The sequence below is a fragment of the Vibrio natriegens NBRC 15636 = ATCC 14048 = DSM 759 genome (genome assembly GCF_035621455.1).
Taxonomy (GTDB): domain Bacteria; phylum Pseudomonadota; class Gammaproteobacteria; order Enterobacterales; family Vibrionaceae; genus Vibrio; species Vibrio natriegens.
Genome location: NZ_CP141822.1, coordinates 535,722 through 548,174, shown reverse-complemented (window position 1 = coordinate 548,174; position 12,453 = coordinate 535,722). Strand labels below are relative to the sequence as shown.

The 12,453-nt window shown below is 45.8% G+C and carries 11 protein-coding genes; 4 read left to right on the top strand and 7 right to left on the bottom strand.

Features of this window, described 5'->3' with window-relative positions; genetic code table 11:
- The first annotated feature begins 2 nt into the window (after nt 1–2).
- Nucleotides 3–929, top strand: coding sequence for an N-acetylmuramic acid 6-phosphate etherase (gene murQ, locus VER99_RS02505; protein WP_020335933.1), 927 nt, complete (start codon nt 3–5; stop codon nt 927–929).
- A gap of 64 nt (nt 930–993) precedes the next feature.
- Here the strand turns inward: murQ and VER99_RS02500 are convergent, their stop codons facing one another.
- The gene (locus VER99_RS02500) at nt 994–1,323 is read right to left on the bottom strand and encodes a hypothetical protein (RefSeq protein ID WP_014230875.1); all 330 of its coding nucleotides are present in this window, start codon (nt 1,321–1,323) and stop codon (nt 994–996) included.
- 110 nt (nt 1,324–1,433) lie between these two features.
- Entirely contained in the window at nt 1,434–1,775 is a 342-nt protein-coding gene (locus VER99_RS02495) for a DUF2799 domain-containing protein (RefSeq protein WP_014230874.1), read from the bottom strand.
- Between the two features lie 329 nt (nt 1,776–2,104).
- On the opposite strand from VER99_RS02495, the gene VER99_RS02490 reads away from it, so the two are divergent.
- From VER99_RS02490 to btsR, 3 genes are all read left to right on the top strand, one after another.
- Nucleotides 2,105–3,589: a carbon starvation CstA family protein gene (locus VER99_RS02490; protein WP_020335932.1), complete on the top strand. Its 1,485-nt coding sequence runs from the start codon at nt 2,105–2,107 to the stop codon at nt 3,587–3,589.
- A 172-nt stretch (nt 3,590–3,761) separates the two neighbouring features.
- On the top strand, nt 3,762–5,432 hold the full coding sequence (locus tag VER99_RS02485) for a sensor histidine kinase (RefSeq protein WP_014230872.1): 1,671 nt from the start codon (nt 3,762–3,764) through the stop codon (nt 5,430–5,432).
- A 32-nt stretch (nt 5,433–5,464) separates the two neighbouring features.
- A complete protein-coding gene (gene btsR / locus VER99_RS02480) occupies nt 5,465–6,193 on the top strand; it encodes a two-component system response regulator BtsR (protein WP_014230871.1) in 729 nt (242 codons plus the stop codon).
- A 66-nt stretch (nt 6,194–6,259) separates the two neighbouring features.
- Here the strand turns inward: btsR and ispH are convergent, their stop codons facing one another.
- From ispH to ribF, 5 genes are all read right to left on the bottom strand, one after another.
- Nucleotides 6,260–7,225: a 4-hydroxy-3-methylbut-2-enyl diphosphate reductase gene (ispH, locus tag VER99_RS02475; protein WP_020335931.1), complete on the bottom strand. Its 966-nt coding sequence runs from the start codon at nt 7,223–7,225 to the stop codon at nt 6,260–6,262.
- A 24-nt stretch (nt 7,226–7,249) separates the two neighbouring features.
- Complete coding sequence (gene fkpB / locus VER99_RS02470) at nt 7,250–7,681, bottom strand: FKBP-type peptidyl-prolyl cis-trans isomerase (RefSeq protein ID WP_014230869.1); 432 nt, start codon at nt 7,679–7,681, stop codon at nt 7,250–7,252.
- Nucleotides 7,682–7,869: 188 nt separating this feature from the next.
- Nucleotides 7,870–8,370: a signal peptidase II gene (gene lspA / locus VER99_RS02465; RefSeq protein ID WP_020335930.1), complete on the bottom strand. Its 501-nt coding sequence runs from the start codon at nt 8,368–8,370 to the stop codon at nt 7,870–7,872.
- 216 nt (nt 8,371–8,586) lie between these two features.
- Entirely contained in the window at nt 8,587–11,415 is a 2,829-nt protein-coding gene (gene ileS, locus VER99_RS02460) for an isoleucine--tRNA ligase (RefSeq protein ID WP_014230867.1), read from the bottom strand.
- 64 nt (nt 11,416–11,479) lie between these two features.
- Entirely contained in the window at nt 11,480–12,415 is a 936-nt protein-coding gene (ribF, locus tag VER99_RS02455) for a bifunctional riboflavin kinase/FAD synthetase (protein WP_020335928.1), read from the bottom strand.
- Nucleotides 12,416–12,453: the final 38 nt, after the last annotated feature.

The following is a 12,453-nucleotide window of genomic DNA, read 5'->3' as shown; positions in this document are numbered from 1 at the left end:
TTATGACAAACGACGCACTTATTGCCGCTTTATCACAGCTCGTTTCTGAAGGTCGTAACCCAGAAACAATGGATATCGACTTGCTGCCTTCACTGGATATTGTTCAGCGCATTAATCAGCAAGACAAACTGGTTCCTCTTGCCGTAGAAAAGGTCCTTCCTGAGATAGCATTGGCGGTCGATAAGATTACAGCAGCATTTAAAGCGGGCGGCAGGCTGGTTTATATGGGTGCTGGTACCAGTGGTCGTTTAGGCGTTTTGGATGCATCAGAGTGCCCGCCAACGTTTGGGGTATCAGACAAAATGGTCATTGGCTTAATAGCAGGCGGACCAAAAGCTATTCTCAAAGCGAAAGAAGGTGCTGAAGATTCTCCTTTGCTCGGCGAGCAAGATTTAAAGAATATCAACTTCAATAAAAGTGATGTGGTTGTCGGCATCGCAGCAAGTGGCAGAACGCCTTATGTGATTGGTGGATTAGAGTATGCCAATGAGATTGGCGCAACAACAGTAGCACTGTCTTGTAACCCTGACTCTCCTATTGCCGATATCGCTGACATTGCAATCAGTCCAGTCGTCGGCCCCGAGGCATTAACAGGCTCGACCCGCCTGAAGTCAGGAACGGCACAGAAACTGGTGCTGAACATGCTGACAACAGCAAGCATGATCCGCATTGGTAAGAGCTACCAAAACTTAATGGTGGATGTGAAAGCCACCAATGACAAACTGGTCGCACGCGCCGCTCGTATCGTGATGCAAGCGACGGACTGCAGTAAAGATCAGGCAACTGCCGTGCTCAAACAAACAGACTATGAGGTAAAATTGGCGATCTTAATGATCCTGACCGATCTTGATATCGACTCCGCTCGCCAGCAGCTGGCGCATCAGGATGGCTTCCTGCGTAAAGCGGTAGAAAACCACCAGCCGAAATAATCACAAACAGGTAAGCATAAAAAAGGTGACTTCGTGTCACCTTTACTCGTCTATTTAACGTTGATTAATCTTCATAGAGCCATTCATCAAACTGGCGATTGAGCTCATTATTCGCTTTACGTTTAATATGTTCGGGGTCGGTGGCGTTTTTGACGTTTTCCACTTTATTGGTGTACTTGCTCGTCGCTTTCTTGGCCTCACGTTTGGCCTGATTCTGTACGTAGGTGCCACTGGTGATCTCTTCGATATCACGCTTAGTGTTATCAAGCGTATTAGTAATATGGCTTTTGCTATGCTCGTATTTACGTTTAGCTTTAATGGTATCCTTTAGCGCATTAGATGCACTGGCGGTCAGCGGCAATAAAACTAAGGTGAGCAGGAGGTACTTTTTCATCGTCGGAATCACTCTGAATTAAAATTCAATGGCAAAAGTAGACCAAACAAACCCTCCCCATTTGTCAGAAGATTAACAAGTCAGACTGTCGTCTTGATTATGAAACTGCGTTAGTTACTGTATTCGTTCCAGCCACGCTGCCATTCCATTCGGAATTTTTGGGCTTGTTTCGTCCCTTCGCACACCCCTTCGTAATACTGACCAGATAGTCCAATCTGATACGCAAAATCAGGGTTACAGTATTCAGACAAACCTTCGAGATAACCTTGGTCGTAATCTCCTTGTTTTACATTGCCCATGGCGCTTAGCTCTTTCACTGTGCGTGATGTATGACCCGCGATGCCATCCTGATAACCGATTTGATACCAGTCGCCTGACTGAGCGAGATCTTCTGTAGTAGCGGAACACCCTGCCAGTAAAGCCAGCGCTAACCCTAACGTTGCCTTTTTCATATTTCCCCTTAACTCTTTGTTTTAAAAATTTGTTTTCAAAATAAGCTTACCACTAAATTCTCACTTTGACCGTTTATCTGCGTATTTAACCCCTGACAGTGGTAACCACCGCTAACCATGAAATCAGAACCACTCATCCCATCCAAATACCATTCACGGCTAAGAGCAACCACTGAACACTGCCCAAAACCACTCAAAGGCCATATCGACCACTCGTAGTCCTATTCGACCACTTACCGACTAAGCGAATGCAATTAACAAAAGCAGCCCTTAACATGCATCCTGAAATTAAAACAATTACCCTATCCTACTAACCAAGGACAATAGTTATGATGTGGTTTCTAACCTGTGTCGCAGCCCTAATCGGCGGATACTTCATCTACGGCGCTTTCGTCGAGAAAATTTTCGGCATCAATGAAAAACGCCAAACGCCTGCTCACACTAAAGCAGATGGTGTTGACTATGTTCCAATGTCAACCAAGAAAGTTTACCTAGTTCAGCTACTTAACATCGCTGGCGTAGGTCCTATCTTTGGCCCAATCATGGGTGCGCTATACGGCCCAGCGGCAATGTTATGGATTGTTATCGGCTGTATTTTTGCTGGCGCGGTACACGATTACTTCTCAGGTATGCTATCTGTTCGTAACGGCGGTGCTTCTGTACCAACCATTACTGGACGTTACCTAGGGAATGGCGCAAAACACTTTATGAACATTTTTGCCATTGTCTTACTGCTTCTTGTAGGTGTTGTATTCGTATCAGCACCAGCTGGCATGATCACAAACCTAATCAACGATCAAACAAGCCTAAACGTAAGCATGACTACAATGGTTATCGCAATCTTTGCGTACTACATCATTGCGACTATCGTTCCTGTTGATAAGATCATCGGCCGTTTCTACCCACTATTTGGCGCACTACTAATTTTCATGTCTGTTGGCCTGATGACTGCTGTAGCATTCTCTAGCGAGCACACGGTAATGGGTGACTTCCAAGTTTCAGACATGTTCAGCAACCTAAACCCGAATGACATGCCTCTATGGCCAGCACTGTTCATCACTATCGCATGTGGTGCAATCTCTGGCTTCCACGCGACTCAGTCTCCACTGATGGCGCGTTGTATGGAAAACGAGAAAAACGGTCGCTTCGTATTCTACGGTGCAATGATCGGTGAAGGTGTTATCGCACTAATCTGGTGTGCTATCGCACTGTCTTTCTTCGGCTCTCTAGACGCACTGTCAGAAGCAGTGAAGAACGGCGGCCCTGGTAACGTAGTTTACAGCGCATCATTTGGTCTACTAGGTGTGTTCGGCGGTATCATCGCGTTCCTAGGTGTGGTTATCCTACCTATTACTTCAGGTGACACAGCGTTCCGTTCAAGCCGTCTGATCCTTGCTGAATACTTCAACATGGAACAGAAAACACTGCGCAACCGTCTACTAATGGCGCTTCCACTGTTCGTTATCGGTGGTATCCTGACTCAAGTTGACTTCGGTATCATCTGGCGTTACTTCGGTTTCGCAAACCAAACTACAGCAGTAATGATGCTTTGGACTGCGTCGGCTTACCTACTACGTCACAACAAACTGCACTGGATTACTACTATCCCTGCAATGTTCATGACAACGGTGTGTGTAACGTTCATTCTGAACAACAGCTCACTAGGTTTCGGTCTGCCAATGCAAGTGTCGACTATCGCGGGTATCATCTTCTCACTAGTTGTTACGGGTTACGTTATCAAAACCTCTAAAGGTAAAGGCGAAACTGAACTGGCTGACGAAGAGAAACCACAAGCGGTATCTGAAACTGCTTAATATCAGCGCATTTTCATCGACTGATTAAGTTAGAGAGCCTGCCCGATGCAGGCTCTTTTTGTTTTATACCCAAGTGACTTCAACATACTGGCTTAGAGCCTTGTCGCTGAACCAAGCATCTTGAGGTTACTTAGGTATACAATAACAACATTGATTTCAGGTTAGGTTCGCTATGGAACTGGTTATTTCTCTATTACAGCAAATGTGTGTTTACTTAGTACTGGCGTACATGCTGAGTAAAACACCCATTATATTGCCTCTGTTGAGCATCTCTTCTCGCTTAAGCCACCGCTTAATTTGTTACGTACTTTTCTCGGGCTTCTGTATTCTCGGCACCTATTTTGGTCTGCATATTAACGATGCAATTGCCAATACTCGTGCTATCGGTGCAGTCATGGGCGGGCTATTTGGTGGCCCCGTGGTTGGTTTCGCGGTAGGACTTACTGGTGGTATTCACCGCTACACACTCGGTGGTTTTACCGATCTGGCTTGTGCAATCTCAACCACGGCTGAAGGGGTTATCGGTGGCCTGCTTCACGTATACCTAATCAAACGCAACAAAGGTGCCCTGCTATTTAACCCAAGCGTCGTGTTCAGCGTGACTTTTGTGGCTGAAGTTGTACAAATGATCTTACTGCTCGCGGTCGCAAAACCGTTCGACCAGGCTTATGAACTGGTATCAGCGATTGCTGCTCCGATGATCATTGCCAACTCGTTTGGTGCTGCTCTGTTCATGAGCATTCTTCAAGACCGAAAAACCATTTTTGAAAAGTACTCGGCAACCTTTTCACGCCGAGCGTTAACCATTGCCGACCGCTCAGTGGGCATTTTAAGTAACGGTTTTAACACTGAAAACGCAGAAAAAATCGCCCGTATTATTTATGAAGAGACAAAAGTAGGCGCGGTCGCGATTACCGATCAGGAGAAAATCCTCGCCTTTGTTGGTATCGGTGATGATCACCACAAACCCAACACCCCGATTTCATCGCAAAGTACCTTAGACTCGATGGAAAAGAACGACATTATTTATCTGGATGGCTCCGAGCGCCCTTATCAGTGCTCCATTGCGAAAGACTGTAAACTGGGTTCAGCGCTTATTATTCCACTTAGAGCGGGCAAGGAAGTAATCGGTACTATCAAACTCTACGAGCCGAAGCGAAAACTGTTTTCGACGGCAAACATGTCGATGGCAGAAGGGATTGCACAACTGTTATCCAGCCAGATTTTATATGGAGATTATCAGCAACAACAAACCTTATTAGCTCAGGCAGAAATCAAATTGCTGCACGCGCAGGTTAATCCACATTTCTTGTTTAATGCGCTCAATACCATCAGCGCGATTACACGACGTGACCCGGATAAAGCTCGAGAACTGATCCAAAACTTATCGCACTTCTTCCGCAGTAACTTAAAACAGAACATCAACACGGTAACGCTAAAAGAAGAGCTTGCTCATGTGAATTCTTACCTGAGTATTGAAAAGGCTCGTTTTACTGACCGACTCGAAGTCGAGATAGATATTGAACCAGAATTACTGGACATCAAGTTACCAAGCTTTACACTTCAGCCTTTGGTAGAAAATGCCATTAAACACGGCGTCTCTAATATGCTGGAAGGCGGCAAGGTGAGAATATACAGCCAAGCGCATCCACAAGGTCATCTGATTACCGTGGAAGACAATGCAGGCAGTTTTGAGCCACCTAAAGACAACCACTCTGGTTTAGGTATGGAGATTGTCGACAAACGTCTCACAAATCAGTTTGGGCGTGATTCAGCGCTAAAAATTGCGTGCGAGAAGCATCAATTTACTAAAATGAGTTTTATTATTCCCACAACTTCGTAAAGGTCAGTCGCAATACTACAAGGTAAGAATGGATGTTAACCGCACTCGTCATTGATGATGAACAATTTGCTCGTGAAGAATTGGCCGAATTGTTGTCCGAAACAGGCCAGGTAGAGGTGATAGGTGATGCCTCCAACGCCATTCTTGGCCTGAAGAAAATCAATGAGCTTAAACCAGATGTGGTGTTCCTGGATATTCAAATGCCACAAGTCACGGGCATTGAGCTGCTTGGTATGCTTGATCCGGAAACCATGCCCTACGTGGTCTTTGTGACCGCTTATGACCAGTATGCGATTCAGGCTTTTGAAGACAACGCGTTTGATTATTTGCTGAAACCCGTCGATCCAGAGCGACTCAACAAAACAGTGAAGCGTCTGCATAAGACCATTAGCCAGTCGACACTGACTCAACAGCTCTCCGCGATAACGCCTGATACGTTAGACCAAATACCTTGTATTGGTCACAACCGCATAGTGATCATGGCAACTGACACAGTGGAATGCGCCTATAGTGATATCAGCGGTGTACACGTTCGCTCAATTAACCAAACTGCCAGTACGCAGTTAACACTGAAAACAATTGAAGAAAAAACGCCACTGGTGCGATGTCACCGTCAGTACCTGGTCAGTATCAAAGCGATTAGCGAAATAAAATTATTAGAAAATGGCTTAGCGGAAATCATCACTAAAACTGGCTTTGAGATCCCAGTGAGTCGTCGCTATCTGAAAGTACTCAAAGAGATGCTCGGTATCAGCCATTAAGCACCAAGCTATTTAATCAAAAAAGGCGACCCTGAGGTCGCCTTTTGCCTATTCGAAAACTGGATATCAGTCTACTTGCTTGATTTGCAGCTCTTTTGGTACTTCAAAGAACATGTTCTCTTCGCGGCCTAAAACCTCATCCACAGCGCGCGCACCGACCATCTCTTTAATACGCTCAAGGATTTGGTTAACCAGTTCCTCGGGCGCTGAAGCACCAGCAGTAACACCGACTTTCGTTTTGCCATCAAACCATTCAGGTTTAATGTCTTCAGGGCAATCCGTCAAATAGCCCGGTGTACCCAGTTTCTCTGCTAGCTCTTTTAGACGGGTCGAATTTGATGAGTTCTTCGAACCAACAACGACCATCACATCCACTTCACTTGCCATTTCTCGAACGGCATCCTGACGGTTTTGAGTCGCGTAGCAGATGTCGTCTTTTCGCGGCCCCTGAATATCAGGAAATACGCGGCGCAGCTCTTCAATCACGTCTGCCGTCTCATCAACGGAAAGCGTGGTTTGGCTTACGTAATGCAGATCGGAAGGATCTTTAACAATCGCTTTTAGCTTCTCTACATCAGCAGGTGTTTCCACTAAGTACATACCGCCAGTTTCACTCGCGTACTGACCCATCGTGCCTTCCACTTCAGGGTGACCGGCGTGGCCGATCAGTACTACTTCCATATTACGACGGCTGGCGCGAGCCACTTCCATATGAACTTTAGTCACCAACGGACACGTTGCATCAAACACAGTAAGGTCACGTTGTTTGGCTTCTTGGCGAACCGCTTGCGATACACCATGAGCAGAAAAAATCACAATGTTGTTATCAGGCACTTCATGCAACTCTTCTACGAAGATCGCACCACGTTGTTTTAGCCCTTCAACGACAAAACGGTTGTGCACCACTTCATGACGGACATAAATCGGTGGCTGATACATTTCAAGCGCACGCTCTACGATGCTAATCGCACGGTCAACGCCAGCACAAAAACCGCGTGGGTTAGCTAATAGGATTTTCATTTCATTGCTCATGGAAGTTATCTTTACTTGGGTTCGCTATTCTACTGACAAAATCTCAACTTCGAAAGTCACGTCTTGCCCTGCCAGAGGATGGTTGAAGTCAACCGTTACTGAATCACCAGCAATTTCAGTGATGATACCTGGGATTTCCATACCATCAGGGCCACTAAATGCCATGATGGTACCCACTTCCACTTCTGCGTCACCGACAAATTTGGTGCGATCCATGTGGTGGATATGATCTGGGTTTGGCATACCAAACGCATCTTCCGCTTTTAGTTCAATCGCTTTTTGCTCACCAGACTGCAGGCCAACCAGACATTGTTCAAAGTTTTCGCTCAGGCTACCATCACCCATTACAAATTTAGCGGGCTTACCCATGTTATGGGTGCTGTCTGCAACTGAACCATCTTTCATTTTAATGGTGAAGTGTAGAGTTACTACAGATTCTTTAGTAATTGTTGTCACGTTACTGCTTCCTTTTTCTTGGATAATACCAATCCACGGTAAACAACTGGTCACTTATTTACTGTGATCGGTTTAAGCGCTTTTCACTTTATTTATTAAGATGCGCCAGTTTGCGCTCCAACATAATAAAAAGCGCCGCTCGAATCAACGGGCGACGCTTAGGGTTATTTTAATATTGTCGGCAAGCGTTACTTCTCAGCATCTTTTTTACGAAAACCATCAAGAATGATCATCGCAGCACCTATACAGATCGCCATGTCTGCAAGGTTGAATGCTGGCCAATGGTAATTACCCCAGTAGAAATCTAGATAATCAACCACAAAGCCATGAATCACTCGGTCGAAGACATTGCCTACCGCGCCACCAATAATCATGGCATACGCAATATTATTCCACTTTTCATTCGCTGGTAACTTGCTCATCCAGTAGGTCAACAGACCTGACACGATGAAGGCAATGCCAGTGAAAAACCAACGTTGCCAGCCAGCTTGATCACTCAAGAAGCTAAATGCTGCACCATAGTTGTGGACATATAGAAGGTTAAAGAAAGGCAAAATTTCAATGCGGTTTGCCCAACCGAACCCCATGTTGTTCATCACAACGTACTTGATGCCAATATCAGCTAAAAAAATCACAATCGCCAGCCATAGCCAACGTACACCAGATTGCTTTAATGGAATATGACTCATTTCTATCCCTATCTCAATCAACTAACCCATTGCACTCAGACCATCCCCTAAATAGAGAACGAGTACGATAAGGAACCTAATCCGTCATTAATACCAAAGAGTTTTAATTCGCTGGTTATCCTCTTGCAAGGATAATGCGAAATTGGGCAATAAAAATAACCCCAGTAGATACTGGGGCTATAAAATTGTGAAAAAGTTCAGTCGTTACTTTGCTAATTATGCAAACTTACGTACTTCGCCTTCACCTTCAACGTTCGATACACAACGACCACAGATTTTCTCGTGACCAGCGATTGTGCCTACGTCTGGAGTGTGGTGCCAACAACGGTCACATTTCTCAGACTCTGTTGCTTTCACTTCAACGAACAGGCCTTCGATATCTGTCGCTTGTGCTGCGTCTGACTTCTCGCTTAGTGGCTTCACTGTTGCTGCAGAAGTTAGTAGTACGAAACGTAGTTCATCGTCCAGCTTATTGATTTTCGCTTCTAGCGCGTCATCAGCAAACAGCGTCAACTCAGCTTGCAGTGCACCACCGATGGTTTTCTCTGCACGTGCTGCTTCTAGCAGTTTGTTCACCGCACCACGAACTTTCTGGATTTCAGTCCAGAAGTCGTTGTTTAGCTCTTCACCTTCATTCAGACCAAACAAGCCTTCGTACCATTCATCGCAAAGTACAAACTTCTCACGCTTACCTGGCATTTCGTTCCAGATTTCGTCAGCAGTAAACGACATGATAGGCGCCATCCAGCGAACCAAAGCTTCTACGATGTAGTAAAGCGCAGTCTGACAGCTACGTTGCGCATGACCGCCACGTTTTGCTGTGTACTGACGGTCTTTAATAACGTCTAGGTAGAAAGAACCCATTTCGATTGAACAGAAGTGCATTAGACGCTGCATTACCGCATGCGTGTTGTACTCGCCGTATGCTTTTACGATCTCTTCTTGAGCAGCAAGTGCACGACCTACAGCCCAACGATCCAACGCAACCATCTCTTCTGCAGGAACGATGTCTGTTTCTGGGTTAAAGCCGTTTAGGTTAGCAAGGAAGAAACGTGACGTGTTACGGATACGACGGTACGCATCTGCACTACGTTTTAGGATTTCATCAGAAACTGCAACTTCACCAGTGTAGTCTGTAGAAGCAACCCATAGACGCAGGATATCTGCACCTAGCTTGTTAGTTACGTCTTTTGGCGCAACAACGTTACCGATAGATTTCGACATCTTGCGGCCGTGGCCATCAACAACGAAACCGTGAGTCAGTACTTGTTTGTACGGCGCTTCGTCTTTCATCGCGATAGATGAAATCAGAGAAGACTGGAACCAACCACGGTGTTGGTCAGAACCTTCTAGGTATAGGTCAGCACTGTGGCCGTTGTACTCTTCACGAGCATCAACAACTGAGAAGTGCGTAACACCAGAGTCAAACCAAACGTCTAGCGTATCCAGTACTTTTTCGTACTGCTCTGCTTCGTCGCCTAATAGTTCTGCTGCGTCTACATCCCACCATGCCTGGATGCCTTTTTCTTCAACCAGCTTCGCTACTTTTTCGATCAGTTCAAGCGTGTTTGGATGAAGTTCTGCTGTCTCTTTATGTACAAACAGAGCGATTGGCACACCCCAGGTACGTTGACGAGAGATACACCACTCAGGGCGGCCTTCAATCATACCTTCAATACGGCTTTGACCCCATTCAGGCATCCATTGCACGCCTTTGATTGCTTCTAGTGCTTTTGCACGTAGACCAGCCTGGTCCATAGAAACGAACCACTGAGGTGTTGCACGGAAAATGATTGGAGTCTTATGACGCCAGCAGTGTGGGTAGCTGTGCTCGTAAGCGTGGTGATGTAGTAGCGCGCCTTTTTCTTTTAGCGTTTCAACCACAGCATCGTTCGCTTTAAATACGTGCTGGCCAGCAAATAGCTCAGTGTCCGGCAGGTAAACGCCGTTTGAGCCCACTGGGTTTGCTACTTCTAGGTCGTATTTTTGACCAACTGCGAAGTCTTCTTGACCGTGGCCAGGCGCAGTGTGAACAACACCCGTACCTGAGTCAGTTGTAACGTGATCGCCAAGGATCGCCGGTACAGTGAAATCGTAGAATGGGTGTTGGAACTGAGAAAGCTCTAGATCCGCACCTTTAGCAAAGCCAAGGTTGTGGAAATGCTCGATACCAGCTCGATCCATGACATCTTTCGCAAGTTCAGCGGCAACGATGATACGCTCAGGGTTGTCACCTTCAACTTGGATTAGCACGTACTCAAGATCATCACGTAGACATACAGCGCGGTTTGCTGGCAGAGTCCAAGGTGTTGTCGTCCAGATAACAATAGAGATGTCACCTTTACCTTCATGACCTTCAGTCAGCTCAAACTTAGATAAAAGTGCCGCTTCGTCCGCAGTTTTAAAACGTACGTCGATAGACGGAGAAACTTTATCTTTGTATTCCACTTCTGCTTCAGCAAGAGCAGAACCACAATCTGTACACCAGTGAACCGGTTTGAAACCTTTTAGCAGGTGACCTTTGCTCGCGATTTTACCAAGCGCACGAATGATGTTCGCTTCAGTATCAAAATCCATAGTGCGGTATGGTTTATCCCACTCACCCAAGATACCAAGACGCTTGAAGCTCTCTTTTTGACCTTCAACCTGGCCTGCTGCGTATTCACGACATTTTTCGCGGAATTCAGCTGCAGTCACTTTTTGGCCTGGTTTGCCCACTTTCTTCTCTACCATCAATTCGATAGGTAGACCGTGGCAGTCCCAGCCTGGGATGTAAGGTGCGTCAAAACCTGAAAGTGTTTTGGATTTAATAATAATGTCTTTAAGAATCTTGTTTAGTGCGTGACCAATGTGAATGTCACCATTTGCGTAAGGAGGGCCATCGTGCAGTACGAATGACTTTTTGCCTTTCTTAGCTTTACGGATTTCACCGTAAAGATCTTCTTTGTACCAACGCTTAAGCATTTCTGGCTCACGATTGGCCAGGTTGCCGCGCATTGGAAACCCTGTTTCAGGTAAGTTCAGGGTATCTTTATACTCACTCATCGATTCTTAATTCCGTTATATTGGGCGAAAATTAGACATTATGTTGAACGGTGGAATAAACCGCTCAACTCTTAAGCTGACGCAGCCACACCCTTGCTGCTTCAGCATCCAATTCGATTTGTTGTTTAAGTGCTTCAAACGACTCAAACTTTTGCTCATCTCGAAGTTTGTGCAAAAGTTCCACTTCTAATTGCTTGCCATACAAATTGGCATGAAAGTCAAATAAGTGTACTTCTAACTGTTGGCGAACGCCATTTACCGTTGGTCTTTGGCCAATGTTAGCCACGCCATCAATTGGCTTATCACCAATGCCTAGCGCTTGAACAACATAGACTCCGGATACCGGAGATACACAGCGTTTCAAAGGAATATTCGCTGTAGGAAAACCAATGGTTCTGCCTAGCTTTCTTCCATGAGAAACACGACCGCTGATGCTGTAATTTCTTCCCAGCATCTCATGTGCGGAATGCAAATCATCACGAGCCAGGGCTTCCCGAATAGCGGTACTGCTCACTCGTAATCGTTGTAAACAAAAGCTTTGGGTACTGACGACTTCAAAGCCGTACTTTTCCCCAGCTTCCTGCAACATGGCAAAGCTCCCGCTGCGGCCTTTACCAAAGCAGAAGTCATCACCAACGACAAGAAACTTAACACCCAATCGCTCTACCAACAAGTCACGGATAAACTCTTCCGCCGTCAAGCTGGCAAAATGTCGATTAAAATTGACACACAGCAATCGATCAATGTCTAGTTTACTTAACTGGACAAACTTATCGCGCAGTCGTGTCAACCTTGCTGGTGCCTTGCCTTTAGCAAACAGCTCCATTGGTTGAGGTTCAAAGGTCATCACAACCGAAGGTAACGAAAGTTCCTTTGCCTGTTCAGACACTTGTTGCAACACTTGCTGATGTCCTCTGTGGACACCATCGAAATTGCCAATAGTCAGAACACACCCATAGTGACGCGATGTGATATTGTGAATGCCTCTGATCAGTTCCATTGGATACTGCTTTTTGCCTCTGTTTTTACTTTGCACTG

Coding starts and splice junctions, on each gene's coding strand:
- VER99_RS02495 (WP_014230874.1), bottom strand. CDS start 1,775: ATGAAAAAGGCAACGTTAGGGTTAGCGCTGGCTTTACTGGCAGGGTGT.
- btsR (WP_014230871.1), top strand. CDS start 5,465: ATGTTAACCGCACTCGTCATTGATGATGAACAATTTGCTCGTGAAGAA.
- VER99_RS02490 (WP_020335932.1), top strand. CDS start 2,105: ATGATGTGGTTTCTAACCTGTGTCGCAGCCCTAATCGGCGGATACTTC.
- VER99_RS02500 (WP_014230875.1), bottom strand. CDS start 1,323: ATGAAAAAGTACCTCCTGCTCACCTTAGTTTTATTGCCGCTGACCGCC.
- VER99_RS02485 (WP_014230872.1), top strand. CDS start 3,762: ATGGAACTGGTTATTTCTCTATTACAGCAAATGTGTGTTTACTTAGTA.
- ispH (WP_020335931.1), bottom strand. CDS start 7,225: ATGAGCAATGAAATGAAAATCCTATTAGCTAACCCACGCGGTTTTTGT.
- murQ (WP_020335933.1), top strand. CDS start 3: ATGACAAACGACGCACTTATTGCCGCTTTATCACAGCTCGTTTCTGAA.
- lspA (WP_020335930.1), bottom strand. CDS start 8,370: ATGAGTCATATTCCATTAAAGCAATCTGGTGTACGTTGGCTATGGCTG.
- ileS (WP_014230867.1), bottom strand. CDS start 11,415: ATGAGTGAGTATAAAGATACCCTGAACTTACCTGAAACAGGGTTTCCA.
- ribF (WP_020335928.1), bottom strand. CDS start 12,415: ATGGAACTGATCAGAGGCATTCACAATATCACATCGCGTCACTATGGG.